The organism is Sorangium sp. So ce726, from assembly GCF_051521405.1.
Lineage (GTDB): Bacteria > Myxococcota_A > Polyangia > Polyangiales > Polyangiaceae > Sorangium.
This window is the reverse complement of sequence record NZ_CP150349.1, coordinates 6,670,873-6,697,606: the sequence shown is the minus strand read 5'-3', so window position 1 is coordinate 6,697,606 and position 26,734 is coordinate 6,670,873. Positions and strand designations below refer to the sequence as shown.

Sequence of the window (26,734 nt, the reverse complement as noted above, 5' to 3'; positions counted from 1 at the left end):
TGTCATTCAGCCGTTTCGCTCGTCTCGTACGGTTCGCTCGTCTCGCGGGGCTCGCTCCTTTCCTTCGCTACATACGGTTCACACGGCTCGTACGGCGCGCGCCGCCTCGCGCGATCAACGCGCGAGCGTCAGCTCGGCGGGCTGATCGCGCAGGGTCTGGGTCGCGGAGCTCGCAGCGACCATGATGGCCAGCGTCACGATGTACGGCGCGGCGTTGAAGAGGTGGTATCCCCAGGTGATCCCCACGGACTGGAGCGCCGGCCCGAGGGCGCTCGCGCCGCCGAAGAGCAGCGAAGCGAAGAGGCAGCGCACCGGGTTCCAGCGCGCGAAGATGACGAGGGCGACGGCCATGAGCCCCTGTCCGCTCGAGAGGCCCTCGTTCCAGCTGCCAGGGTAGAAGAGCGAGAGGAACGAGCCGCCGACTCCGGCGAGGAAGCCGCCGGCCATGGTCGCGCGCTGCCGGACCAGGTTCACGTCCACCCCCATCGCGCGGGCGCTGTCCGCGCTCTCGCCCACGGTGCGGAGCACGAGCCCGAAGCGGGTGCGGTTCAGCGCCCAGAGCAGGAACGGGGCGAGCGCGGCCCCGATGAGGAAGAGCGCGTTCACCTGGAGCGCGGAGCGGACCTGGGGGAGATCGCTGAAGAAGCCGAGCGATATCGCGGGCAGGCGGGGCGCCGTCGGCTGGATGAGCGGTTTGCCGAGGAAGAAGGCGAGGCCGACGCCGAAGAGCATGAGCGCGATGCCGACGGCGATGTCGTTGACGCGCGGCTTTGAGCACAGCCACGCGTGAAGCGCGCCGAGCGCGGCGCCGATGGCGCCGGCGGCGAGCACGCCGAGCCAGGCAGAGCCGGTGAGGTAAGAGACTCCATAACCTCCCATCGCGCCCATGACGAGCGTGCCCTCGAGGCCGAGGTTCACGCGGCCGCTCTTCTCGGTGAGGCACTCGCCGAGGCTGACGAAGAGGAATGGCGTGCTGATGCGGATGGCCCCCGCGGCGACCGCGAGGGGGATGCCCCAGAGACCGAGTGCAGATGCGTCGCTCATCATGCCACCGAAGGCGCCGGAGCCGCCTGACGGACCTTGGGCTCGCGGGCAGAGAGGGAACGGCCGTAAAGCGTCTCGCTGGCGAGGATCGCGATGAACAGGATCCCCTGGAGCACGCTCACCGTCGCGTCGGGGAGCCGCGCCGTCCGCTGCAGCAGGCCGCCGCTCGCGCCGATGCCGCCGAGCAGGAGGGCGACCGGCATGATCGCGAGCGGGTTGTGGCGCGCGATGAACGCGACGAGGATACCGGTGTATCCATAGCCGCTGATCAGCGACGCGTTGGCCCGGCCGTGGACCGCCGCGACCTCCACCATGCCGGCGAGCCCAGCGCACGCTCCGGCGAGCGTGCAGGTGAGCACGACGAGGCGCTTGACCGGCAATCCGGCGAGGAGCGCCGCGCGGACGTTGCCGCCGCTCATCGCAGCGCCGAAGCCGAACGTCGTCCTGTGCATCAGCACATAACAGAGCGCGCAGGCGAGCACCCCGTAGGCGAGGCCCCAGTGGACCTCGAGGCCGGGCAGGCTCCCCAGCGCGTTCTCGGCGCCGATGGAGGCGGTCGAGGGCTTGTTGAGGCTCGCCGGGTCGCGCAGCGCGCCCTCGACGAGGTGGTTCAGGATCGCGATTCCGATGTAGTTGAGGAGCAGGCTGCTGATCGTCTCGCTCACGCCGCGGTAGACGCGCAGCGCGCCGGCGAGGCCGATCCAGAGTGCCCCGGCGGCGAGCCCGGAGACGAGCATCGCGGCGAGCACGGCGGCGGGCGGCGCGCCCCATGCCCGTGAGGCCAGCGCCGCCGACGCGGCCGAGAGCCCGCCCATGACGAGCGCGCCCTCGCCGCCGATGACGATCAGGCCGAGGCGCGCCGGCAGCGCCGTGCAGAGCGCGGTCAGCATGAGCGGCGCGGCCCGAAGGAGGGTGTTCTGGAACGAGAACCACGTGCCGAAGGCGCCGCGGTACATGTCGTAATAGACGCTCAAGGGGTTCGCCCCCTGGGCGGCCACGAACGCGCCGAACACGAGGAGCGAGGCCGCGAGGGCCCCGAGGGGGATGGCGATCGCTTCGGTCGTCTCACGCCCGAGCAGCCCGTGCGAGATGACTTTCACGCTGCCGAGGATAAGGCCTCCATTATTTCCACACGTTTTCGGGGAGCTTGCTGGTCGTGACAGGACGGACAAGATGGGCGCCCCGCGCCCGGACAACCCGCTCCGGCCGGCGAGCGGCGCGCCGTTGTCATGACGTGCGACACCCCGGGGGCCCACCGGGTCGAGTGATGCTGTGATGTGGTGACCGCGCTGCAATGTGGCGGTCGTGCTGCGATCGGGTGGCTGCGATGTGGTGGCCGCGCTGCGATGTGGTGGCCGCGGCGACCGCGAACGGTTCGCACAGCGCGGCGGTCTCCGCCTTGCACTCGCCGTCAGCTGCCGGTGAGTTTGCTTGGCGATCATTGCGTAGACGGCGAAGAGAGCGGCGAGCGCTCGCGCACCTGAAAGATCTGGGAATGCCGAGGTCCGCGCCGTGCGGCCCCGGCGAGCCTCGTTCCTGTGCCCACGTGCACAGCGCGCCGCGCAGAGGACCGCCGATCGATCCCACCCGCGCACCCCTGACTGGAGGTAACGCTGTCATGCGGTTCGAACGATCGATTTTGTTCCTGCTCGGCGCTGGCGTCCTCATGGCATCTCGCCCGGCGGCGTCGGCGGACCTGACCTGCTCGTCGAGCGCGACCCTGGAGGCGCTCGTGACGTGCATTCGCGATCAGATGCCCGGCAGGGACTCAGGCATCTTCGTCACCCCGAGCTCGACGCAGTTGACCGCGTGGCGGAGCGTCGTTCGCACCATGATGGGCGGCAGCTGCACTATCGTGCTTCCGTCCAGTCTGTCGTCTACGCGGATCCGGCTCCTCCGCGACGTCAACAATGGACGAAGATACTGTGTGCTCATGGAGGTCGGCGATCGGAACAGCGACGGAATCGTCGATCTCGGGCTGGGCACGTTCATCGTGGACGCGGCCGCGGAGCGAGAGCTCGCTCATTCCGCGCCGCATGCGACCGCGGACCTGGAGACGGAGATCCAGGCCGTCAGCATCTTCAAGGCGACGAGATCCCGCAGCTTCCTGATGGCCGGCGCTCACCGCGATGCGAGCTTCACCGACAGCGTTTGCCAGAGCTCGACCATGAGCTCGGACGTGGCCCACAACGTGACGAACGCGTTTCACGCGACCTATCTGGAGCTCGCGGCCTTTTACGGATCGAATCCCTGGTGGGCCATTCAGTGGCATGGCATGGCGAGAGATACCTGCGCGGAGGAGGTGTTCGCCTCGCACGGCATGGATGTCACCCCCGCCTCGGGTGACAAGATACTGGACCTCAAGCGCAACTTGCTCGCCAACAAGCCCACCTGGCGGGTCGGCGTTCCCGGCAGCAGCGATTGTTCGCTGAACGCGACGACCAACGTTCAAGGCAGGCTCCTCAACTTCGTCTCGGCGAGCCAGGTGTGTGGTCGCCCCGCCGCGAGCTATAGCGGACGCTTCGTGCACATCGAGCAAGATCCGGCCTTTCGCCTCGCGGACTACTGGATCAATGCGGTCAAGGCCACCTGGCCCTGAGCGCCGCTCCTCGGCCGCGCGCTGCGGAGCAAGCCTGACGATGAAGAGAAGGATCGTATGGGTCTCGCTCGCGCGCTCGAGTTGTGCGCATCGTGGAAGATGCCCTGGGCATTTCGCGTCGCGTTAAGGAAGCCCGGGTGAGCGGTCGCGCGGGAAGAAAGGTTTGCCTCGGAAACGACGGAATCTTCCAGCGGTAACGAAGTTAATGCATTGCCATTGGTACGGTGACGTGCGCGCGCGATCCGCATATGCTCGCCGTCATGACATTGCCCCTTATCCCACTACGCTCTCTGGGTGTCGTCGCTGCCGGTGCCGTCCTCGTCGTCGCGACAGCCGCCTCGTGCGGTGGAGGTAGCTCGAGCTCGTCCTCGTCGGATGGCGGATCGGGGCCTGGTGGCGCCGGAGCCGGAACCGGAACAGGAACCGGAACAGGAACAGGAGCCGGAACAAGCCAGGGCCCTGCGAGCAGCTCGTCGACAGGGGAGGGCACCGGGGGCGCTCCACCCGCGGTGGGCTCCGGCGGCAGCGAAGGCGGCGGTCCGCCGGCGCACGTGCCGGGCGAGCCGATTTCCATTCCTTCTCAGGCGTGGAGCAGGGGTATCACGGACGGCGTCTACGAGGACGGCGCGCCCATCGGCGGCTTCGGTGCCGGGACGATCACCTGGCGGTTCGACGGCAGGTTCTACAAGGGTCGCCTCGATATCGGGAGCAACGACCAGAACGTCGACAACAACGCGGGCTTCTTCATGTACCAGAAGGCCGAGGGGGGCGCCGCGGCGACGAAGCGCCTCGACAAGGACGGCCTGGGCCAGGGGCAGGCGACGTATTCCTCGCTCTTTCCGCGCTCGTGGGTCGATTACCACGGCGCGGCATTTCCCTGCAAAGCGAAGGTCGAACAATACAGCCCCATCATCCCGGGCGATTACAAGAAGACCAGCTATCCGGTCGGCGTCTATCGGTGGGAGATCACGAATCCGACCGGAGCGCCTTGCGATGTCGCCGTGATGCTGACCTGGAAGAACGATCACGGCGGCAATGGCGCCATGGTGCAGACCTCCGGCGACGACGTCGGCCTGGTCCTCACGCGCGGCGGCGGGGCGCCGAACGCCGAGGGACAGGGGGAGTTCACGCTCGCCAGCCGGAACGCGCCGGGCGTGGTCGTCTCGTACCAGTCCGCCGACAGCGTCGCCGCCCTGCAGAGCGAGCTCGCCAACGACGGCGCGCTCGCCAACACGACGGGAGGGCACTCGCTCGGGGCGATCGCGTTCAAGGCCACCGTGGAGCCGGGGAAGAGCGTCACTGTGCCGATCGTGCTCGCGTGGGATATCCCCGTCACGCAGGCGGGCTCGGGGGACAGGTGGTACCGCGCGTACACGCGCCACTTCGGGCGGACGGGGAACGCCTCGTGGACGATCGCGGCGGAGGCGCTCGCCGAGCACGAGCCGTGGCTCTGGGCGATCCAGGACTGGCAGGCGAGCGTGCTCGACGATCCGAAGTACCCGGAGTGGCTCAAGGGCGCTCTGTTCAACGAGCTCTACTACTACGCCATCGCGGGCACGTACTGGGAGGCCGGCGCGGCGTCCGGCCAGCCGGACGACCCGGACGAGGACATGTTCACCAGCCTCGAGTCGTACATCTACCCGTTCTACGGGACGTCGGACGTGCGCTTTTACGGCTCATGGGCCCTGTTCGCGCTCTGGCCGGACATCGACAAGCAGGAGGTGCGGCAGTTCTGCGACAGCGTGACGACCACGCGCTCCGACAGGCCACGCGCGCTCGGGACGACCGCGCACGATTTCGGAGACACCGACACCGTCTTCCGCAAATGGAACGCGTACACGTACCGCGACTCGACCAACTGGAAGGATCTCAACTCCAAGCTGGTCCTGATGGTCTATCGCGACTGGGCGCTCACCGGGAAGAACGACAAGGAGTTCCTCGATTACTGCTGGCCCGCCGTGAAGATGGCGATGCAGAAGGTGAAGGGCCAGGACGGCGACGGGGACGGGCTGCCGGAGAGCAACGGCATCGATCAGACCTACGACGACATGGATCTGCACGGCAACACCGCGTACTGCGGGGGCCTCTTCCTCGCCGCCAGCGAGGCCGCGAAGGAGCTGGCGACCGCGGTCGGTGACACCTCGCTCGCGGGCACCTACCAGACGTGGTTCGATCAGGCCAAGGGCGGCTTCGAGTCGAAGCTCTGGACGGGGTCGTATTACAAGATCGACACGGGGAGCCGGGACACGAACCGGATCATGTCGGACCAGCTCGCAGGCCAGTGGTATGCGCGCGCCCTCGGGCTGCCGCCGATCGTCGACCCGAGCCACGCCGTGTCGGCGTTCACGAAGATCTACGAGAACAACTTCAAGCGGTTCGACGGCGGGACCCGCGGCGTCGTCAATGTCATGACCGCCAATGGCTCGGTCGACGGGACGAGCAACCAGACACGGGAATGCTGGGTGGGCACGTCCTGGGGCGTGGTGTCCGGCATGATCCAGGAGGGGCTCGCCGCGCAGGCCGGCGAGATCGGCGCGAGCCTGGTCGACACGATCTGGAAGACCGACGGCCTGTGGTTCCGCACGCCGGAGGCATGGGAGGGCAACGGCAGCATCCGCGCGCCCTACTACATGCGCGCCACCACGCTGTGGGCGGCGAAGCACGCGTACGATATCGCGCCGTAGACTCGCGACATCGCCCTCGCGAACACGGCGTTGCTTTCGACTCGCCACCCATAGAGCGGGGTGCAGATTCGTGCGCTACGGGCTCAGCCGCTAGGCAGGCGAGTGAGGCGTACGAAAGTACGCCGCAGCGAGCCGAACGACGCGGATGAGCCCGTAGCGCACGAAGATGCGCCCCGCGATAGAGCTGCGGCGGTCGCGGCCGGAGCCCGGGCGCCCGCGCGTCACCGGCGCTCTTGGGGTGTGTCTCGCCTGCCACATCGCGCGCCCGGATCCCGCCGCGGACTCGCCTCTTGCGCCCGCGGCATCCCCATTGCTGAGTCGCGGCCATGTCCGTCGCTCCGCGCCTCCGATCTGCGCCCGCCGTTCTCGCGGTCATCGCCCTCAGCCTGGCGTGCGTTCAGGGCGCGCGCGCCCCCAACGTCCCGCCCCGAGGGACGCTCGCGCCCGGCGCGCTCGATGCGGGCGGAAAGGCCGCGGCAGGGCCGTTCGCGGTGGTGTTCGGCGCGCCCCGCGGGCAGACCACGAGCCCCGCCGAGATCAGCCTGGTCTTCAACCGGCCGATGCGATCGCTCGATCTCGCGGGCAGCGAGGCCGCGGCGCCCGCGGTCCTGAAGCCTTCCGCGCCTGGACGCTGGCGCTGGGTCGGCACGAGCGGCCTCACGTTCGTCCCCGAAGGGCGCCTGCCGCGCGGCACGGAGTTCACCGTCGAGGTCCCGGCGGGCACCCGCGCGCTCGACGGCAGCGCGCTCGCCGAGCCGTACTCCTTCACCTTCCGCACCGAGCTGCCCGCGGTCGCGCGCGTCGAGCCCTGGTCGGGCAAGGACGACCTCAAGCCGGAGGCGCGGTTCGAGCTGCGGTTCAACCAGCCGGTCGACACCGCCGAGATCGCGCGGCGCGCGTCCCTCACGGTGGGCGACCGGAAAGACAAGGTGGCGTTCGAGGTGCGGCGCCCCGACGCGAAGAACGAGATGCTCGCCGAGCTCGTCCCCCGCGCGCCGCTGCCGCGCGACAGCGAGATCGAGATCGCCGTGGCCGAGGGCCTCCGCGGCCGCGAAGGGCCGCTGCCGGCCGGCGAGGAGCAGCGGTTCACGTACCGCACCTACGGGCCGCTCCGGGCGCTGCGCCCCCAGTGCGATCGCGACACGCCGAAGGGGGGCTGCGCGGCCGACGGCGGGTTCACGCTCGCCTTCTCGAACCCCATCAAGTTCGCGGACGCGAAGCGGGCGATCTCGGTGGAGCCCGCCGTCAAGCTGCTATGGCCGTCGTGGATCGAGGACGACGAGCCCACGAGCCACATCCCCCTCGGCGGCGCCTTCGCCCCGGGTCGCAGCTACCGGGTGCGCGTGGCCGCCGGGCTGCGCGACGTGCACGGGCAGGCGCTCGCCGACGTCGTCACCGAGGAGATCGCCTTCGACGATCGCTGGCCCGAGGCGCAGATCGGCCTCGTCGGGAGCGTGTTCGAGCCGGCCCAGCGGCGCGAGATCCCGGTCGTGTCCGTGAACGTGCGCGAGCTCTCGCTCGCCGTCGGCGCGATGACCGAGGAGATGATCCTCGCGCTCCAGGGCGATCCGCACAGCCCGGGGCGCAGCCCGAAGATGAACGAGATCGCGGCGCTGCCCTCCGGCAAGCAGACGGTCATGCGCCCGGCCGCCGCGACCAACACGCCGGCGACGCACCTCGTGCGCGCCGCCGAGGTGCTGGGCGGCGAGGGCAAGCGCGGGCCGCTCGCGATCGGGATCAGCTACACCGCCCGGCCCGGGACGCGGCACGCGCGCACCACCTCCGAGGCGGTGATCGCGCAGGTGACCGACCTCGGGATCAGCGCGAAGGTCTCGCCGAACGGCTCGCTCGTGTGGGTGACGCGCCTGTCGACGGGCGCGCCGGTGCCCGGGGCGCGCGTGTGGATCCGGGCCCCGGGCGCGCCCGCGCCTGCCGCGGTGTCCACCGACGCCGAGGGGGTCGCGATGGTCCCCGCGACGGCGCGCGGTCCGGAGGCCACGTCGACGCTCGGGCGCAGCGTGGTCTTCGCGCGCGCGGGCGACGACTGGACGTACCGGAGCGTCGCCGAGTCGCTCAACGGGTGGCGCTTCGGCGCGGCGTCGGACTTCAGCGAGGCGCGCCCGTTCGGGATGATGTTCTCCGATCGCGGCATCTACCGGCCGGGCGACACGGTGCGGGTGAAGGGGATCTTCCGCGAGGAGGGCGCGCGCGGGGCGAGGACGCCGGCGGGCAAGAGCGTCGCGTTCAAGGTCGAGGGGCCCGACGGCGACGCGCTCGTCTCCCTCTCCCCGACGCTCGGCGCCTTCGGCACGTTCTCGGCCGACGTGAAGATCCCCGAGAGCGCGCGGCTCGGCACGTACAGCCTCGCCGCGACGGTCCAGGGCGGCGAGGCGGGGTGGCCGGATGTGTGGGGCAGCGTCGAGGTCGCCGAGTACCGCCCCGCCGAGTTCAAGGTCGGCGTCGAGAGCGACAGGCCGAGCTATGTCCGCGGCGACAAGGCGCGCTGGACCGCGCGCGGCGATTACCTGTTCGGGGCGCCGATGACGAACGCGGAGGCGTCGCTCTCCGTGACGCGCGCGCCTGCGTCGTTCTCGCCGCCGGGGATCGAGGGGTTCACGGTCCGCGAGGACGAGCTCACCGACGCGCTGCGCGACCAGGCGCCGCGCGAGTTCGAGGTGCAGAGCGCGCGAGAGAAGCTCGACGCGGCCGGGCAGGCGGCGCTCGGCGCGGCGCTCTCCCTGCCCGGGCAGCGCGGCACCGAGCTCGTCACGTGCGAGGCGTCGGTCACCGACGTGTCGCGGCAGACGATCGCCGGGAGCTCGACGGCGCTCGTGCACCCGGCCGAGTTCTACGTCGCCCTCAAGGAGCCCGAGCGCTTCGCGAAGGCGGGCGATGTGCTGCGGCCGGAGATCCTCGCGGTCGATCCGAAGGGGGCGCGCGTCGCGCAGGTCGCGGTCCGGGTCGAGCTCGTGCACCGGACGTGGACGCTCGCGCGGGAGGAGAGCGGCAGCGCGTACCGCAGCGTGAGCGCGCCGGTCGACAAGGTCGTCGCGCGGTGCGGCGTCACGACGGCGTCGGCGCCGCGGAGCTGCGAGCTCACGGTCCCGTCGGGGGGCTATTACCTCTTGCACGCGACGGCCAGGGACCGCCGCGGCAACCCCGTCGGCGCTGCAGCCGGGGTCTACGCGCTCGGCGAGGGCGGCGGGGGCTTCGGCGACAGCGACGAGCTCAAGGTGGACCTCGTGGCCGACCGCGACAGCTACGAGATCGGCCAGACGGCGCGCATCATCGTGAAGTCGCCGTTCGCCTCCGCCGACGCGCTGGTCACGGTCGAGCGCGCCGGGATCTCCACGCACCGGAAGGTGACGCTGTCGGGCGCCATGCCCGTGATCGACGTCCCGATCACGGAGGACCTCCGGCCGAACGCCTTCGTCTCGGTGCTGCTCCTGCGCGGGCGGACGAAGCCGCAGCCCGCGCCGGGGAAGGGCGGCGCGCCTGGGCCGGACGTCGGCGCGCCGGCGTTCCGCCTCGGCTACGCGCCGCTCCGCGTGAACCCGGAGGCGCAGCGGCTCGCGGTGCGCGTCCGCGCCGACAAGGCGGACGCGCGCCCCGGCGATCCGATCCGCGTGGATGTCGACGTCCGCGATCGCGCCGGCCAGCCCGCCCGCGCGGAGGTCACCCTCTACGCCGTGGACGAGGGCGTGCTGTCGCTGACGGGGTACACGACGCCGGATCCGATCCCCGTGTTCGGCGCGCCGCGCCCCTTGAAGGTGGCGACGATCGAGACGCGCGAGGCGCTCGCCCGCGTGCGCAATCCGTTCGCCGACCTCGGCGCCGACAAGGGGCGCACGGGCGGCGGCGGCGCCGCCGAGGGCGGCACGGGCGTGCGCCGCGATTTTCGCCAGAGCGCCTACTACAACCCCGCGCTCGTCACCGACGCCTCCGGGCAGGTGCACGCGAGCTTCAAGCTGCCGGACTCACTCACGACGTACCGGGTCATGGCGGTCGTGGCCGCCGAGGACGATCGCTTCGGCTACGGCGAGTCCCGGGTGACGACGAGCCGCCCGCTCATGGCCCGGCCCGCGCTGCCCCGCTTCCTCCGCGCGGGCGACGCGATCGACGCAGGGGTGGTCGTGACCTCGAAGGGGCTCGGGAAGCCGGCGACGGTCGAGGTGGAGGTCACCGTGTCGGGGCTGACGCTCGCGGGCAGCGCCAGGCGCGCGGTCGAGCTCGCCCCGGGCGGGTCGGCCGAGGTCCGCTTCGCGCTCTCAGCGCCGCGGGCTGGCCCCGCGACGCTGCGCTTCCGCGCGACCGGCGGCGGCGCGTCGGACGTGGTCGAGGTGAACCGCGAGATCAAGGCGCCCATGGCGCCGGAGGCCGTCGCGCTCTACGGCGACACCACCACGGCGAGCGCGGAGCGGCTCGGGGAGCTGTCGGCGATCCGCGACGACACGGGCGGGCTCACGGTGAGCCTCGCGCCGACCGCGCTCGTGGGCCTCGGCGGCGGCGTGGAGCAGCTCCTCGAGTACCCGTACGGCTGCACCGAGCAGCTGACGAGCCGGATGGTGCCGCTCCTGTCGCTGCGCGACCTCGCGAAGGCCTACGGGATCGCGCTGCCGAAGGACCTCACGGCCGTCATCGGCAAGACGGTCCGGGAGATCCTCTCGCACCAGCGCGGGGACGGGGGCTTCGGCTTTTTCGCCGAGTCGGACAGCGCGGACCTGTGGACCACGGCGTACGCGCTGTGGGGCCTCACCGAGGCCAGGCGCTACGGGGTCGCGGTGCCGCCCGACGCGGTGGAGCGCGCGACGTCGTACCTGCGCCAGGAGCTCAACCGGATCGGCGCCGACCCGCTCCTCCGGGCGACGGCGCCGTTCCTCGTCGACGTCCTCGCGGCGAGCGGCACCCCCGACCCCGGGCGCGCGAGCCAGCTGTTCGACGAGCGCGACAAGCTGCCGCTCTTCTCGAAGGCGCTGCTCGCGCACGCGATGGTGATCGGCAAGAGCGACAGGGCGTCCGTGGATCAGCTCGTCCGCGAGCTCGAGGGCGCGCTGCGCCTCGACGGCCCGGTGGCGCGGGCCGTCCACAACCAGGGCGACGCGTACGCGGTCCTCATGGACTCCGAGGCCCGCACCTCGGCGCTCGTGCTGCGTGCGCTGCTCGCGGCGCGGCCGGCGCACCCGCTCGCGCCGCGGCTGGCGGCGGGGCTGCTCGCGGATCGCCGCGGGGGCACGTGGCGCAGCACGCAGGAGACGGCCTGGGCGCTGCTCGCGCTCGATCAGTACCGGAAGGCGCAGGAGAAGACGGCGCCGGACTTCGACGCGCGGGTGTTCCTGGGGCAGGCGGAGCTGTTCTCGGCGCCGTTCCACGGCCCCACGACGGAGCAGGTCAAGACGTCGATCCCCGCGGCGAGGCTCGCGACCGCCGGGGGCGCGCCGCTCGCGTTCGCGGTCGACGGGCGCGGCCGCCTGTTCTACGAGGCGCGGCTCCGCTACGCGCGCAAGCAGCTCCCGACGGAGGCGCTCGACCGCGGCTTCTTCATCGAGAAGTCGCTCCGCGCGCTCGCGCCCGAGGACCTCGCGTCCGTGGTGGGCGGCGCGTCGACGTCGAGCGAGCGCGCGGCCCCCCCGTCGGTCGCGTTCGCCGGCGGCGACCTCGTGCTCGGCGAGATCGTCGTGGTGACGCCCTCTCCGCGCGACTTCGTGGTCATCGACGATCCGCTGCCGGCCGGCCTCGAGGCGGTCGACGCGCGGCTCGCGACGTCCGCGCGCTCGCTCGACGTCGACGCGGCGGAGGCCCAGGCCGAGGCGGACGACGCCGACGTCGATCAGGACGATCTTCGCGCGACCGGCCGCGTCTATGACCCGAGCCGCTTCGTCCGCGAGATCCGCGACGATCGCGTCCTCTTCTTCGTCGATCACATGGCTGCCGGGATGTACCGGTACCGGTACCTCGCGCGCGCCACGACGCTCGGCTCGTTCGTGGTCCCGCCCGCGCGTGCGGAGGAGATGTACAGCCCCGAGGTCTTCGGCCGGACGGGCGCCGTCACGGTCCAGGTCTCCAGCCGAGCGCCGGACGCGGCGCCGCGTCCACGCTGAGCTGTGCGCGCGCCTTCCCCGCCAGGGCCCGGCTGCGCAGGGCGGTGGCTTGCGCGCTTCGGCCCGCGCCCGCGCGCGCGGCGGATCCTGCGCCGCGCGGCGCAGATCGCGCTCGCCCTCGCCGTCGCGCCGTGGCTCCTGCTCGCCACGCTCGCGGCGCTCACCCCGCTCCCGCCGGAGCTCGCGGCGCCCGAGGACCACGCCGTGTCCACGGTCCTGCTCGACCGACATGGCACGGTGCTCCGCGAGCTCCGCGCAGGAGACGGCACACGCGCGCGCTGGCTCCCGCTCTCCGAGGCCGGCGATCGCATCCAGCGCGCGCTCCTGGCCGCGGAGGACAAGCGGTTCGCGCGCCACCCCGGCGTCGATCCGATCGCGATCGCGCGCGCCGTCGGCCAGCTCGCGGCGGAGCGGCGCGTCGTCTCGGGCGCGTCCACGATCACGCAGCAGCTCGCGCGCACGCTCGTGCCGCGCCCCCGCACCACGCGCGGCAAGCTCGGCGAGGCGGCGCTCGCGTTGCGCATCGAGGCGTCGCTCTCGAAGCGCGAGATCCTCGAGCAGTACCTGAACCGCGTCGCGTTCGGCCCGGGCCTGCGCGGGGTCGAGGCGGCGAGCCGCTTCTACTTCGACAAGCCCACGCGGGACCTGTCGCTCGCGGAGGCCGCCGCGCTCGCCAGCATGCCGCGCGGCCCGGCGCTGTACGATCCACGCCGCGGCACCGGGCCGCTCGAGCGCCGCAGGAACCGCGTCCTCGATCGCATGCTCGAGGCCGGCCTCGCCGGCGAGGCCGAGGTGGCCCGCGCCCGCGCGGAGCCCATCGCGCTCGCCCCGAAGGGGGGCGGCCTCGGCGCGCCGCACCTCGTCCGTGCCGTGCTCGGCGGCGCGCTGGGCCCGGGCGCAGGTCTGGACACCGAGGGCCCCGGCGCCGCGTCGCCCCGCGGCCGGGCGACCTCGATCACGCTGACCATTGACCGCGGCCTCCAGCGCGAGATCGAGGTCCTCGCGCAGCAGACCGTCCGCGGCCTCTCGGATCGCGACGTCGGCGCGGCGGCGGTGGTCGTGATCGAGAACGCGACCGGCGAGATCCTCGCGTACGTCGGCTCGCACGACATCGAGGACGCCGCCGGGCTCGGCCACAACGACGGCGTCCTCGCGCTGCGCCAGCCCGGCTCTGCGCTGAAGCCGTTCGTCTACGAGCTCGCCATGGAGCAGCTCGGGTTCACCGCCGCCACCGTCCTGCCCGACGTCGAGCTCTCGTTCCCGACGGCGGACGGCAACTACGCGCCGCGGAACTACGACGGCCGCTTCCACGGCCCCGTCCGGCTGAGGGACGCGCTCGCCAACTCGTACAACGTCCCTGCGGTCTGGGCGGCGGCCGCGCTCGGCCCCGAGCGCATCCTCGCGCGGCTCCGGGATCTCGGCCTCCGCTCGCTCGATCGCGAGCCGTCGCGTTACGGCGTCGCCATCGCGCTCGGCGACGGCGAGGTCCGCCTGGTCGACCTGGCGAACGCTTATGCAACGCTCGCGCGGGGAGGCCTTTACCTGCCGGTGCGCGCGGTGCGCTCGTTCGCCTCCGCATCGCCTCCATCGCCCTCCTCGCAAGCGGCCTCTTCCGTATCGCCCGCGCCCAGCGGAAGCGGCGCGCCCGCCGAGCTGCCCGCGGCGCCTCCCGAGGGCGGCGCGCGCGTCCTCGACGCGGCGCGCGCACGGGTGATCGTCGACATCCTCGCCGACGACCGGGCGAGGCTCGCGTCGTTCGGCGAGGGCAACGTGCTCGATCTCCCGTTCCCTGTGGCCGCGAAGACGGGCACGTCCAAGGGCTTCCGCGACAACATCGCGGTCGGCTTCACGCCCGACGTCACCGTCGCCGTCTGGGTCGGCAACTTCGATGGCTCGCCCATGGGCGGCGTCAGCGGCATCACCGGCGCGGGCCCGCTGTTCCGCGACGCCATGCTCGCCGCCGCGCGCGTCCGGCCGCCGCGCCCCTTCGATCCGCCCGATCCCGAGCAGCTCGCCGAGGTCGAGGTCTGCGCCCTGTCCGGCATGCGGCCGACCGCCGCGTGCCCGCACCGCCGCCACGAGCTCCTCCCGCGCGGCGACGCCGCGGCGCTCTCGCCGTGCGACATGCACGAGACCGTGCGCGTCGATCGCCGCAACGGCCTGCGCGCCGGGGCCTGCCCCGACGCGGTGGTCGAGGAGCGCGTCTTCGAGCGCTACGACGCGGAGCTCACCGCGTGGGCGCGCGCCGCCGGCCGCCCCCTCGCGCCCGAGGCGGCGTCGCCCCTCTGCGGCGCGCTCCCCGGGGCGCCCGGCGCTCCTCCGTCCGGCGCCGGTGCGCGCGTCCGCGTCTCGTACCCGCCCGACGGCGCCCGGTTCGTCCTCGACCCCTCGATCAACTCGCTGCAGGCGATCCGGCTGCGCGCCGGCGTCCCTCCGGGCGTGCCCCGCGTGCGCTTCGTGCTCGACGGGCGCCCCATCGAGGTCGGCCCGCCGTTCGCGCTCGACTGGCCGCTCGTCGCCGGCGCGCACCGGCTCCGCATCGACGCGGACGGAGCGGCCGCCAGCGAGGAGATCGCGTTCTCGGTGGAGTGAGCGGCGGGCGAGGCGACATCCCGTCTCCTCGCCCGCCCGCTCCGATGAAGTCACCCGCGCTGCAGTCGATGGCGTCGATGGCGGCGCGGCGCGCCGCCCGCGGGCCACATCACCCGAAGATGGGCAGGTCTTCTTCCTCGGAGAGCGGGAATCGCTCCACGAGCGGATCGCTCGCGATCCCCGCCAGCTTGCGCAGCGCCTTGTGGATGTGCCCCGGCTTGAGCCGGACGCCACCCTCCTTGGGCGCGAGCGTGACCGGATCGACGTCGAGCGGGTTGTGCCGCTCGTCCGTCGCGCCGATCACCCTGTCCCCCGCGATGCCTGCGCCGGCCAGGATCATGCTGGTGATGTTCCAGTGGTCCTTGCCGTTGCCCTCGTTGTAGCCCGGAGTCCGCCCGAAGTCCGAGCCCACGACGAGGACGATCCGGTCCGCGATGCCCTGCTCCTCCGCGGCGGTCAGGATGAAGTCGATCCCGTCGCAGATCTCGGTGAGCCGCGGGATGTGGTTGTCGTCGTGGTTCCCGTGGGTGTCGAACCCGCCCACAGACAGGTTGGCGCTCACGCAGATGCCGGCGCGGTAGGCCGCGAGCGCGACCTGCGCTTGCCGCCGCAGCGAGGCCTGCTCGAACTCCGCGGGCAGGTACTGGATGAGCTGCTTGAGCTCGTTCTGCCCGACGCGCGACGTGAAGAGCGTGCTCATCGCCTGCTTGACGTGGGGCAGCCGCTGCTGCTCGAGCTTCGCCGCGTGCCGCGCCTGCCGCGCCTCCAGGATCCGCGTCATCGTGGCGTCGGTGTGGTACTGCTCGCGGTTCTCTTCGTTCCCCGGATCGATCCTGTTCGGATAGGCGAGCCGCTGCAGGAGGCCGGTGTCGGGTATGCGGGTGACGGCCACGACGTTCGCCGTCGTGTCGTAGCCGCCGTTGCTGATGAACCCCATCGGCAACGCGCCGCCGTGGACGCCGGCCACGAGCGCCGCGAAGCCGGGCTTGCCCTCCCGGAGCGTGCCGCACCACGTGTTGCGGACGCCGGCGTCATGGCTGTTCGTCCCGGTGTCGATGCCGTTGATGACGAGCAGCTTGCTGTAGTGCCTCTTGAAGAACGCGTCGTTGCCGCCGACCGGCGCGTACTTGAGGTTGCCGGCGGTCCCGATCGCCTCGCTCAGGTAGCTGCGGTTCATCGCTTCCCGCGTCTTCTGCTGCTCTTCGTCCGTCGCGCCCTTGGGATCGCAGAGGCTCGTCGGGTCCCAGCCGCCGCTCGCGTGGATGTGGACCCAGAGGGGGCCCGCGTAGGGGCCGGCCGCGGCGGCGTCCTTCGACAGCACGCCCCCCGCGACGACGCCGAGGCCCGCCATAGATGCCAGTTTGAGGAAATCTCGACGTTCCATGGCTGCTCCTACTGGTAAAGAAACCTGAAGTCCGAAAGGAGATAGGTCATGACGCTCATCCACGCGCGGATCGTGTAGTTCTCGTCGCGCGTGAGCTTCTCTTCGTCGGGGAGCCCCTCTCGAGTCCAGTAGTCGTTGTGCACCTGGCAGGGGCCGGGCAGCGACCTCGAGAGTCGGCCCTCTTCGCCCTCCGGCTTCGCCATGCCCGCCTTGCCCTCCTCCCACGTCTCGAGGAAGACCTTGTACGTCCGCTCGATCTCGGGATCGCCGAGCTCGAGCGACTCGCCCAGCACCCGCTTGTGGAGGTACTGGATGTTCTGCTTGATCCCCTCGACGGCCGGCAGCACGTCGAAATCGTTCGTGTCCCGCGGCTCGAACGTCGTCTCGACGTACGGGAAGAGGAGCCGCTCCTCCTGCGGGAGGTAGAGGTCGCGCGGCACCGAGATGCACGCCATCTCGTTCGCCATCCGGTCGGCGATGTTGGCCATGATCCCGTTCGGCTCCGTGATCCGCTGGATCACGTCCTGCGAGTCGATGCCGCCGTACAGCATGCGGTAGGCGTCGCGCCGGAGCAGGAAGTCGTAGCGATTGCCGTCGTCCTCGAACGCCCGCGGGCGCCACGGATACCCCGTCACCGCCCAGATCTTCCGGTGCAGCTGCTCGGGCCCGAGGAACCGCGTGCCGCCGAGCTGCGTGAGCGCCTCGCCCCGAGACGCCTGCGCCACGTTGCGCGCCCGGAAATAGGGGCTCTTGACGATGGCCTTGACGACCGTCTTCAGGTTGTAGCCGCTGTCGGCGAAGTCGTGCGCCATCGTGTTGAACGCGTGGTACTGGGCGAGGTACGCCCGGAACTTGGCGTTGAACTCCGGATCCTCGTTGCTCGGCGCGGCGAGCGGCTGTTGCCCGGTGAGGCCCGCGTACATCGTATAGACCGCCGAGAGCGCGAAGCGGGGGTCGTCGGCGACGCGCTTCGCCACCCACGAGAGCGCGCTCGGGAACTCGCTGAACGGCACCGATTCGGCGCCGAAGCCCGGCGGCCGCATGTCCTCGTACCAGGTGTCGTCCTCCTTGTACCGGCCCGCCGAGTCGAAGCTGTGGAACCCGCCTGACAGCGGGTCCAGGGCGGCGTGGCAGACGGTGCACGCCGCGTTGTTCATCGTCGGGTTGAAGTCGGTGATCTTCGTCTGATCGAGCGGCTGCTCGGCCGTCTTCAGGATGTCGGTGCCGAGGAAGAACTGATAGACCATCCTCGCGCGGTGGCGGTTCCTGTTGGTGTTCGTCGTCGGGTGCCTGGACAGGAAGACGGGGGAGGTGAGCACGCCGGCGAGCGGGATCGGATCGCGCTTCGCCGGGACGAACTCGTCCGGATCCGCGTCGTTCTTGAACTCGGCTGTCACGCCGTACGCCTTGGCGGAGAAGGGGCTCACGACCGTGTAATCGGCGGTGAGGACCTCCTTGAAGGACCTGTCGTTCCGCACGATGTAGGCGATGAGCTCGAGCGGCTCCCTCCCGACGGCCCGGTTCGTCCAGCTCTTCAGCTTGTTGGCGACGTCCTCCAGGTCCCGCGCGCCGTATTTCGCGACCAGCGTCGGATCCTGCGGGAGGCTGTTGTACCACTTCGGATCGTACGCGTCGCTCCGCAGCAGATCGACGGCCTCCTCGCCGTTCAGGTAACGGTCGGTGAGGAAGAGATCGTTGTAGATCTCCTTCAGCCGCACATAGAACGTCTCCTCCGTGAGCATCTGGTCCAGGATCGGATCCAGCGCGGCCATGCCGCTCTGGGCGACGGCCTCCTCCTCGGCCTCGGTCGGCAGGCGCCCGGCGAGCTCGAGGCTCGCCGTGCGGAGCGTATCCTCGGGCCCGCTCATCACCACCCCGGCGAAGGAGGCGTTGACGTCCGTCTCGCAGGACGACGGCTCCTTCGTGCGCTCCACCATCGCCCGGAGCGCCTCGACCTCGGCGCTGTCCGAGGCGAGGACCTGGCCGCCGCCGTGCTCGATGGCCTTCGTCGGCTTGAGGAGGACGTACGACTCGCCGCCGAGCTCGAGCCCGGCGAGCGACTTGAACGTCGCGAGGTTCTTGTCGAGGAACCCCGCCTCGCTGCTCCCGGCGAGGATCAGCTTGGATTCCGCCGCCTGCCCCTGAGGGTTATGGCAGCCGATGCACTTCGTCGAGAGGATGGGGACCCACACCTTCTCGGCGAAGAATTGCTCGTCGGAGATGCACGGGCCTTCGGCCTCGCTGCTGCAACCGGTGGACACGGACGCGAGCGCGCTCGCACCCGCAGAGAGCCCCAGGAGCCCCAGGGCCGTCGCGGCGCGCTTCCGGAGTAACCATCCTATTCTCGGCATAAGCATCCTCGCCGGGAGCGCTCGCGCGACTCCCACGTTGAGGGGACCGGGAGAGCGGAGCCCCGAATCGCGTTGAAAGAACACACACCGACAGCCCTATCGCAGGGCGCATCCACCCCGCGATGGTCGGGTCCTCGTTCATCGACCATCGACACCCGATGAGGCGAGCTGGACGAACGCCCGCTTCATCGCTTGCGTAGACCACGTACTCTAACCTCTCGGGGGCCTCTCCCGCTATGCGCTCAGCACATTGCTTGATCAGAATTTCTTGTCGATCGTGACGACAGTGCGTCGATTCCTCTCGTGGCTCTGAAGTTTTTCGACGAGAGGCTGCGGCTCCTCCGGAAGCCACGTACCCGGTGCGCCCAGGTGGGCGCTCCTACCCGTATGCGCGCGGGGCGTGCGTGGATGTGGTCAAGACCAGGGAAATCGAATAACCGTTGGATATGAGCTCGACGAGGGATGCGACCCGCGCTCGCGCGGTTCAGTGGTTTGTTCGCGGCGGCACGCTGCGCTCGACGGGCCGGGATCCCGTCAAGATCGGCATCGCGCCGATCGTCGTGGGGCGCGATCCGAGCTGCGGTGTGGTGGTCGACGATCCGGAGGTCAGCTCGACGCATTGCGATCTTCGCGCGGAGGGGCCGGGCGTGCTCGTCCGCGATCTCGGCAGCAAGAATGGGACGTTCGTGTCGACGGTCCGCATCCGCGAGGCGATCTTGACGGCCGCGTGCGCCATCCAGATCGGCGGCTCGGTGCTGAGCTTCGAGCCGCTCGACAAGGAGCGCGTCGACGTCGGCTTCGACGAGAGCTTCGGCCCGCTGATCGGCGCCTCGCCGCGGATGCGCCACCTGTTCCGCCTGCTGCGCGAGGTGGCCTCGACGGAGCTCTCGCTGCTCATCACCGGGGAGACGGGCACGGGCAAGGAGCTCGCGGCGCAGGCCATCCATGACGTCTCGAGCCGGCGCGGCGGCCCGTTCGTCGTCGTCGACTGCGCCTCGCTGCCGGGTGCGCTCGCCGAGAGCTTCCTCTTCGGGCACGAGCGCGGCGCCTTCCCGGGGGCGAACGAGCGGAGGAGCGGCGCCTTCCACGAGGCGAACGGCGGGACGATCTTCCTCGACGAGCTGGGCGAGCTGCCGCCGGATCTCCAGCCGAAGCTGCTGCGCGTGCTCACCGAGCAGAAGGTGAAGCGCGTCGGTTCGCGGATCTACGAGCCCGTCGACGTGCGGATCATCGCGGCGACGCGCCGCGACCTCGGCCGCAGCATGAACACCGGGCGCTTCCGGAGCGATCTCTTCTTCCGGATCGCCCAGATGCGCATCGAGCTGCCGCCGCTCCGCGAGCGGCGGGAGGACATCCCGCTGCTCGTCGAGCGCGTCTGCGAGCGCCTGGGGTGCCCCGAGCGCGCCGTGGAGATGGTCAATCTCATCACCACGACGCTCGGCCAGCACGATTTCCCTGGCAACGTCCGCGAGCTCATGAACGTCACCAGCGTGGCCGCGAGCCTCCCGCCCGGAGCCGAGGCGATCGCCTCGATCCTACCGCTCGAGGGCGGCGGCGACGTGGTCGTGCCGACGTCGGCGTTCGGCGAGGCGAAGCGGAGCGCCGTCGCGGCGTTCGAGCAGCGCTACTTCAGCGAGCTGATCCGCGCGACGGGCGGCAACGTCAGCGAGATGGCGCGCCGCGCTGGTATGGAGCGCCACCACGTGCGGATGTTCTTGAGGAAGCACGGGCTCACAGCGAAGCAGTGAGGGCTCGGAGCGGCGAGGGCGCCGAGCGTGTCCTAGGCGCCGCCTGCGCCGCCGTTGCCGCCCGCGCCGCCGTTGCCGGTCGGGCCGCCGCCCGCACCGCCGTTGCCGGTCGGGCCGCCGCCCGCGCCGCCGCCGCCGGCCGGGTCGCCGCCCGTGCTGCTGCTCGTCGTGGCCGCGGCCGTGGTCGTGGCCGGGTCCCCGCCGCAGCGCTCCACGCCGCGGCAATCCGCGCACGAGCACCCCTCGAAGTACTCCGCGCACGAGCCGTTGTCCGTGCAGTTATCGGTGCACCGCGGGGTGCTCGTGCAGTCGGGGCAGGTACAATCCTCGTTGGTGTTGCACCCCTCGTTGTCGTTGCACCCGCGCCTCGGGCTGCAGGCCGCGACGGTGCCCGCGCAGTCCTGGCAGGTGCAATCCTCGCCGTCGGGGGAGTCCGGCTGCATGTCGCAGGCGCCGTCGTCCTTGCAGCGGCCGAGGCAGCTCGCCGTGTCGGAGCAGTCGGGGCAGCTGCAGCTCTCGGGGACCTGGGCGAGGATCGTACACCGCCCATCCGGGCTGCCGCCGAAGCAGCCGAAGCCGAGCGAGCCGCCGGCGCCGGCGACCGTGGCCGCCGTCGTCGTCGAGGTCGTGTCGGTCGCTTCATTGCTCGAGCAGCCGCCGCTCGCGGCGAGCCCGAAGACGATGGAGGAGGCGAGGAGTGCAAGAAAGGCGCGCATGTCTGGCAGCATCCCTCTCCAGCGCGCGTCACGTCAACACCGCATGTCGCGCTGCACCAGGAAGGCGCTCAGCGGAATGCCACGCTCCTGTCCGCCGTCTTCGCGCGGACGGCCGCGCGCTCGCGCACGAGGAACTCGCGCACCGCGGCGTCCAGGCGTGGATGCGCGATGTGGTGCGCGCTGTGGGTGACACTGGGTGCGAAGCCGCGAACGAGCTTGTGCGACCCTCCTGCGCCCGGCTCGAAGCGGCGCAGTCCACGGGTGATGCAGTCCTCGACCGGGTGATAATAGCAGACGTTGAAATGCAGGAACGGGCGCTCCTCCGAGGCGCCCCAGTAACGGCCGTAGAGCGTCGTCGGCCCGGCGAGGTTGAGCGCGCCCGCGATGGGGCGTTTGCCTTCCCGCGCGAGGACGATCTCGACGCCTCCCTGGGCCCCGCCGCCGCGCAGCCGGGCCGTGATCTCCTCGAAGAAGGCGCGGTTCAGGTACTGCCGGCCCCAGGCGAACTTCTCCACGGTGGAGACGTAGAAGCCGAACATGGCATCGACGATCTCCGGCGTGATCTCCGCGCCGCGCAGCGTATCGATCGACAGCCCCTGCCTCGTGGACTCGCGCATTTCGCGCCGGATCTGGTGCCGCCGCTTCGCGTTGAAGCGCGCGAGGAAGTCATCGAGCGTCTGATACCCCTCGTTCTCGAACTGGAACTGGACGCCGCAGCGGTGCGCCATGGCGGCGTCGGAGAGGGCGGCGGCCTCGTCCTCGGTCGGGAACAGGACGTGGGCGCTCGAGATGCGGCTCCGCGCGACCAGCTTGCGGAGCGTCTCGGCGAGGACGGGGAGGAGCGCCGGGCGGTCTTCCGGCCGCCGCACGAGCAGCCGCGGCGTCGTCGCGGGCGTGAACGGCACCGCGACGACGAGCTTCGGGTAGTACGGCGCGCCGATCTGGTGGGACGCAGAGGCCCAGCCGTGGTCGAAGACGAACTCTCCCTCGCTGTTGTCCTTGAGGTAGGCGGGCGCCGCGGCGAGCAGCGCCCCCTCGGCCCGGAGCGTGATGTGGTGGGGCAGCCAGCCCGCCTCCTCGCCCACGCACCCCGTCCGCTCGAGCGCGTCGAACCACGCCCAGGTGAGGAACGGCGCCTCGCTCACCCCATGGAGCGCGTTCCACTCGCTCTCCGGGATGTCGCGGATGGTGTCGTGGACGTGCGCTTCAAGCTCCATGGCCGATCATAGCAGCGCGCGTCGCGCCGCCTGGCCGGCTCACGAGGTCCTGGATCGAGCGCGCGCCGGAGCGGGCCACGAGGTTCGACAGCCCGCGCGCGATCGCGGCGGGGAGGAGGGGGCCGCCGTAGATGAAGCCGGTATAGATCTGCACGAGATCGGCGCCCGCCTGGAGCTGGTCCATCGCGTGCTCCGCCGACTCGATGCCTCCGGCGCCGATCACGGTGACGCCGCTCCCGAGGCGCGCGCGGATGCGCCGCACCATCGCGAGCGAGCGCTGCCGGAGGGGCGGGCCGCTCAGCCCGCCTGCGCCCATCGCCTCGACGGCCTCCGGGCTCGTCGCGAGCCCGTCGCGCCGCACGGTCGTGTTGGTCGCGATGACGCCGGCGAGGCCGACCTCCTCGACCACGGCGAGCAGCGCCTCGAGCTCCTCGTCGCCGAGGTCCGGGGCGACCTTGATGAGCAGCGGCAGCGGCGCCCTAGCGGCGCGGTTCTCTCGCGCGATCGCGGAGAGCAGCGCCCGCGCGATCGCGGGCCCCTGCATCGCGCGGAGGTCCTTCGTGTTCGGCGACGACACGTTGATCACGACGAAGTCGGCCGCGCGCCGCGCCTCCCGGAAGCTCGCGAGGTAGTCGTCGATCGCGGGCTCGATGGGATCGAGCGGCGCGACCCTGGATTTGCCGATCGAGATGCCCACCGGCACGCCGACGGCCGCCGCGCCGCCGCGGCCGAGGAGCCGCTCGGTGACGCGGGCCGCGCCCTGGTTCGGGAACCCGAGCCGGTTGATGAGCGCCCGGTCGGCCGGCAGCCGGAAGAGGTTCGGCGGCGGGTTCGCGGCCTGGGGCTGCGCCGTGACGGTGCCGAGCTCGACGAAGCCGAACCCGAGGGCGGCGAGCGCGCGGGCCCGGCGGGCGTCCTTGTCGAAGCCGCCCGCCACGCCGAGCGGGGAAGGGAAGTCGAGCCCCATGGTGCGCACCGCGATGCGCCCGTCCCGGGGCGCGAGGCGGGCGTGCACGAGGGCGCGGAGCGGCGCTGCGTGCTCGAGCGGGGCGAGCGCGAGCATGCCGAGCTCGTGCGCGAGGCTGGGCGGCAGCGTGAAGAGGAGCGGTCGGACGAGGCGGTACATCGGGGCGCGTCTCCGTTGCGGGTTGCGGCGTGCGGCGTGCGGCGTGCGGCGTCGGAGGAGGTCCTGCGAGCGGCGCGGTGGTGGCGGATACCATGGCGCACCTGCCGCGTGGGCCGCCATCGCGGCGTGCGGCGTGAACGAGCGCGCGCGTCCGCGCGCCGGGCGAGGCTCGGCGGCTCTGCTAGACTCCGCGCCCTCCATGACGCCCCCCGAGATCCTCGATCGCGCAGGCGATCCCAGGCCACTGACCGACCTTGGCGAGCGCTTCGCGAGGAGCGCGGACGAGATGGCGGCGCTGCGCGAGCGCGGCGTCGCGGCTGCCCGCGACCTCTGCGCGTTCATCGATCGCTCGCCGACGCCGTACCACGCCGTGCGCGAGGTCGCCTCGCGGCTCGTGGCGGCCGGCTTCTCGGAGCTCGGGGAGCGCGACGCGTGGGCGGTCGCTCCGGGCGATCGCCGCTTCGTCATCCGGGGCGGGTCGACGATCGTCGCGTTCGTGGTCGGGGCCGAGCACCCGGCGCTCGGCGGCTTTCGCGTCATCGGCGCGCACACCGACTCGCCGAACCTCCGGGTGAAGCCGAGCGCCGAGCTCTCGCGGAGCGGCTACCAGCAGCTCGGCGTCGAGGTCTACGGCGGCGTCCTGTACTCGACCTGGCTCGACCGCGATCTCAGCGTGGCCGGCCGCGTCCATGTGCGCAGGGACGGGCGGATCGAGCGCCTCCTCGTCGACCTGGGCCGCCCGGTCGCCCGCGTCCCGAACCTCGCGATCCACCTGAACCGCGGGGTCAACTCCGAGGGGCTCGTGCTGAACGCGCAGAAGCACCTCGTCCCCGTGATCGGCCTCGGCAAGGAGGCCGATCTCAGCGCCCTGCTCGCGCGCGCGGTCGACGCGCCGCGCGACGCCATCCTCGGCTTCGATCTCTGCCTGTACGACACCCTCAAGGCGTCGCTCGGCGGCCTCTCCGACGAGTTCCTCTTCGCGTCCCGCCTGGACAACCTCGCGAGCTGTCACGCCGCGACGGCCGCGCTGCTCGGCGCCGCTCCTTCCGCGGCGACGCGCGTCATCGCGCTCTACGACCACGAGGAGTGCGGCAGCCGGAGCGCCGTGGGGGCGGCGGGGAGCGTGCTCCGCGACGTGCTCGCGCGGATCGTCGACGTCTACCCGGGGCGTGAGCCGCAGGCGTTCGCCCGCGCGATGGCCGGGTCGCTGCTCGTCTCGGCGGACATGGCCCACGCGGTGCACCCGAACTACGCCGATCAGCACGAGCCGCGCCACGCCCCGCAGATCAACCGCGGGCTCGTGATCAAGTCGAACGTGAACCAGTCCTATGCGACCGACGGCGCGACGGCCGCCGCGCTCGAGGCGCTCTGTCACGACGTGGGCTACGCCCCCCAGCGCTTCGTCGTGCGCAGCGATCTCCCCTGCGGCAGCACGATCGGCCCGATCACGGCGGCCTCGCTCGGCATCGCCACGGTCGACGTCGGCGCGCCGATGCTCAGCATGCACTCCTGCCGGGAGATGGCCGGCACGCTCGACGTGCACCTCTCTATCGAGACCTACCGCCGCGCGCTTTCTTGAGGCGGGCCCCCGCGGCGGATACGGGCCCACCTCGGCGTTTTCGGTGCTCAGCGTACGAGAGTACGCTTCCGCGCCGAAAACGCCGATCTGGGCCCGTCTCCTGTGCGGGGGCCCGCCGCGATCGCCTCGTTGGGGGGGAGTGCGCGCGGGAGGGGGCTGACGCGCTTGCCTCGTTACCGGCTGCGGGTGTCGTGGGAGAGGAGGGTGAAGCCGATGAGCTTGTACAGGAGGCGGGCGCCTACGTTGCCGTCCCAGTCGTCGGTGTCGTCCTTCGGCGCGACCTCGTTCAGGTCGAAGCCGACGATGCGCCGGCCGCTCTTCTGGATGCGGCCGATCAGGGCGACGGCTTGCTGGAACGTCAGCCCGCCGGGGACAGGCGTGCCGGTGCTCGGACACAGCGTCGGATCGAGGCCGTCGATATCGAAGCTCACATAGACGTCGTCGGGGAGATCCTCCACGATCGAGTCGGCGATCAGGTGGAACGGCTCCCCCTCGAAGAGCCGATCGGCGATCGAGGCGTCGATGTGGGCGACGATGCGGCCGTTCGACTCGCGGATGAAACGGAGCTCGTCTTCGCTCATGTCGCGCAGCCCGACCTGGACGATCCGCGGGATCTTCGGGTGGTGCGTCGCGACGTTGTGCATGATCGAAGCATGGGAGTCGGTGAATCCCTCGTACGCGTTGCGGAGATCGGCGTGCGCGTCGATGTGCAGGATCCCCATTCCCGGGTAACGCGCGGCGTGCGCCGCGATCGCGCCGTAGGGGGAGGAGTGGTCGCCGCCGATGACACCGACGACCTTGCCCCGCTCCATCCATCTCATGGCGATCTCCGTGACGCGCTCGTTCAGCCGGCGAGACAGCGCGTTGACCGCGGCGAGGCGCGCCTCCAGGTCCCGGTCGCCGGCGACCTCCCCGTGCGCCGCGATCACCGGCTCGGCCGCCGCGCACGCCTCCGCGTTCCAGCGCACGATTTCCGGATCGACGTCGAGCATCGCGATGCCCTGCTCGTACGGTCTGCCCGTGTGCAGGTCGAAGAGGTCGACCTGCCGGCTGGCCCGCAGGATCGCCCCGGGGCCCTTGGCGGCGCCGCGGCGGTAGGACACCGTCGGCTCCCACGGCACCGGGACAAGGACCACCCGGGCGTCCTCGGCAGTGTGTGGCAGCCCGTAAATCCCGTTTCCGATGGCGGGACCGTTCGGATCGAAACCGACAGGGGATGAGCTCACGCGGCCACGTTGGCGGTTCGCGACCAGGTCGTCAAGCGCGAGCCGCCTCCGGCCCAGCGCACGCCGGAGCGCACCGGAGCGCGCCGGAGCGCTCCACCGCACGCGCCGCCGAGCACCGCCGGAGCGGCTTCCTCACCGGCACACCGGTGGAGCGGTTCCCTCACCGGCACACCGGCGCAGCGGCTCCCACGCTTGCACACCGGCGCGAGGTGCGTAGAGACGATCGCACCGAGCGCGAGACATCGGCGTGAAACACGGATGTCAGGTGAGGATGGCGCGATGCGCTCGTCGGAATGCAACTTCCGGCTTCCAGCTGCGACGAAATGCGCTAGGAAGAGCGCCGAGAAGATGGGCCGCTGCGCCCGTCCGG

The 26,734-nt window shown here is 71.5% G+C and carries 14 protein-coding genes; 6 read left to right on the top strand and 8 right to left on the bottom strand.

Annotated features, from left to right (window positions below; all coding sequences use genetic code 11):
* Positions 1-114 precede the first annotated feature (114 nt).
* Positions 115-1,044 (bottom strand): ABC transporter permease, encoded by a 930-nt coding sequence (locus WME79_RS24880; RefSeq protein ID WP_437539937.1) that lies wholly within the window; start codon positions 1,042-1,044, stop codon positions 115-117.
* The gene (locus WME79_RS24875; RefSeq protein ID WP_437539657.1) at positions 1,044-2,144 is read right to left on the bottom strand and encodes an ABC transporter permease; all 1,101 of its coding nucleotides are present in this window, start codon (positions 2,142-2,144) and stop codon (positions 1,044-1,046) included. Before WME79_RS24875 ends, WME79_RS24880 begins: the two co-directional genes overlap by 1 nt.
* A 518-nt stretch (positions 2,145-2,662) precedes the next feature.
* Here WME79_RS24875 and WME79_RS24870 point away from each other — a divergent pair.
* From WME79_RS24870 to pbpC, 4 genes are all read left to right on the top strand, one after another.
* The gene (locus WME79_RS24870; RefSeq protein WP_437539656.1) at positions 2,663-3,643 is read left to right on the top strand and encodes a hypothetical protein; all 981 of its coding nucleotides are present in this window, start codon (positions 2,663-2,665) and stop codon (positions 3,641-3,643) included.
* Positions 3,644-4,152: 509 nt separating this feature from the next.
* Positions 4,153-6,327 carry a GH116 family glycosyl hydrolase gene (locus WME79_RS24865; protein WP_437539654.1) on the top strand — a complete coding sequence of 725 codons (2,175 nt, stop codon included), beginning with the start codon at positions 4,153-4,155 and terminating at the stop codon, positions 6,325-6,327.
* 326 nt (positions 6,328-6,653) lie between these two features.
* Entirely contained in the window at positions 6,654-12,425 is a 5,772-nt protein-coding gene (locus tag WME79_RS24860; protein WP_437539652.1) for an MG2 domain-containing protein, read from the top strand.
* Positions 12,426-12,428: 3 nt separating this feature from the next.
* The gene (pbpC, locus tag WME79_RS24855) at positions 12,429-15,017 is read left to right on the top strand and encodes a penicillin-binding protein 1C (protein WP_437539650.1); all 2,589 of its coding nucleotides are present in this window, start codon (positions 12,429-12,431) and stop codon (positions 15,015-15,017) included.
* Between the two features lie 109 nt (positions 15,018-15,126).
* On the opposite strand, the gene WME79_RS24850 is transcribed toward pbpC, so the two are convergent.
* Together WME79_RS24850 and WME79_RS24845 are read right to left on the bottom strand one after the other, a co-directional pair.
* Positions 15,127-16,401, bottom strand: a complete 1,275-nt coding sequence (locus WME79_RS24850) for a DUF1501 domain-containing protein (protein WP_437539648.1) — start codon at positions 16,399-16,401, stop codon at positions 15,127-15,129.
* 8 nt (positions 16,402-16,409) lie between these two features.
* Complete coding sequence (locus WME79_RS24845; RefSeq protein WP_437539646.1) at positions 16,410-18,752, bottom strand: DUF1588 domain-containing protein; 2,343 nt, start codon at positions 18,750-18,752, stop codon at positions 16,410-16,412.
* A gap of 446 nt (positions 18,753-19,198) precedes the next feature.
* Here WME79_RS24845 and WME79_RS24840 point away from each other — a divergent pair, with 446 nt between their 5' ends.
* Positions 19,199-20,500: a sigma 54-interacting transcriptional regulator gene (locus WME79_RS24840; protein WP_437539644.1), complete on the top strand. Its 1,302-nt coding sequence runs from the start codon at positions 19,199-19,201 to the stop codon at positions 20,498-20,500.
* 32 nt (positions 20,501-20,532) lie between these two features.
* Here WME79_RS24840 and WME79_RS24835 read toward each other — a convergent pair whose 3' ends face one another.
* The 3 genes from WME79_RS24835 to WME79_RS24825 form a co-directional block, all read right to left on the bottom strand.
* Positions 20,533-21,216, bottom strand: coding sequence for a hypothetical protein (locus tag WME79_RS24835; protein ID WP_437539642.1), 684 nt, complete (start codon positions 21,214-21,216; stop codon positions 20,533-20,535).
* Between the two features lie 68 nt (positions 21,217-21,284).
* A complete protein-coding gene (locus tag WME79_RS24830) occupies positions 21,285-22,433 on the bottom strand; it encodes a GNAT family N-acetyltransferase (protein ID WP_437539640.1) in 1,149 nt (382 codons plus the stop codon).
* Positions 22,423-23,559 (bottom strand): quinone-dependent dihydroorotate dehydrogenase, encoded by a 1,137-nt coding sequence (locus WME79_RS24825; protein WP_437539638.1) that lies wholly within the window; start codon positions 23,557-23,559, stop codon positions 22,423-22,425. Before WME79_RS24825 ends, WME79_RS24830 begins: the two co-directional genes overlap by 11 nt.
* A 286-nt stretch (positions 23,560-23,845) precedes the next feature.
* On the opposite strand from WME79_RS24825, the gene WME79_RS24820 reads away from it, so the two are divergent.
* Entirely contained in the window at positions 23,846-25,138 is a 1,293-nt protein-coding gene (locus WME79_RS24820; protein WP_437539935.1) for a M18 family aminopeptidase, read from the top strand.
* 173 nt (positions 25,139-25,311) lie between these two features.
* On the opposite strand, the gene WME79_RS24815 is transcribed toward WME79_RS24820, so the two are convergent.
* Positions 25,312-26,364, bottom strand: coding sequence for an agmatinase family protein (locus WME79_RS24815; RefSeq protein ID WP_437539636.1), 1,053 nt, complete (start codon positions 26,362-26,364; stop codon positions 25,312-25,314).
* Between the last annotated feature and the right edge of the window lie 370 nt (positions 26,365-26,734).

Excerpts from the sequence above, each read along its gene's own strand:
- WME79_RS24880 (WP_437539937.1), bottom strand. The coding sequence starts at position 1,044 with ATGAGCGACGCATCTGCACTCGGTCTCTGGGGCATCCCCCTCGCGGTC.
- WME79_RS24870 (WP_437539656.1), top strand. The coding sequence starts at position 2,663 with ATGCGGTTCGAACGATCGATTTTGTTCCTGCTCGGCGCTGGCGTCCTC.
- WME79_RS24860 (WP_437539652.1), top strand. The coding sequence starts at position 6,654 with ATGTCCGTCGCTCCGCGCCTCCGATCTGCGCCCGCCGTTCTCGCGGTC.
- WME79_RS24850 (WP_437539648.1), bottom strand. The coding sequence starts at position 16,401 with ATGGAACGTCGAGATTTCCTCAAACTGGCATCTATGGCGGGCCTCGGC.
- WME79_RS24845 (WP_437539646.1), bottom strand. The coding sequence starts at position 18,752 with ATGCCGAGAATAGGATGGTTACTCCGGAAGCGCGCCGCGACGGCCCTG.
- WME79_RS24840 (WP_437539644.1), top strand. The coding sequence starts at position 19,199 with ATGAGCTCGACGAGGGATGCGACCCGCGCTCGCGCGGTTCAGTGGTTT.
- WME79_RS24835 (WP_437539642.1), bottom strand. The coding sequence starts at position 21,216 with ATGCGCGCCTTTCTTGCACTCCTCGCCTCCTCCATCGTCTTCGGGCTC.
- WME79_RS24830 (WP_437539640.1), bottom strand. The coding sequence starts at position 22,433 with ATGGAGCTTGAAGCGCACGTCCACGACACCATCCGCGACATCCCGGAG.
- WME79_RS24825 (WP_437539638.1), bottom strand. The coding sequence starts at position 23,559 with ATGTACCGCCTCGTCCGACCGCTCCTCTTCACGCTGCCGCCCAGCCTC.
- WME79_RS24820 (WP_437539935.1), top strand. The coding sequence starts at position 23,846 with ATGGCGGCGCTGCGCGAGCGCGGCGTCGCGGCTGCCCGCGACCTCTGC.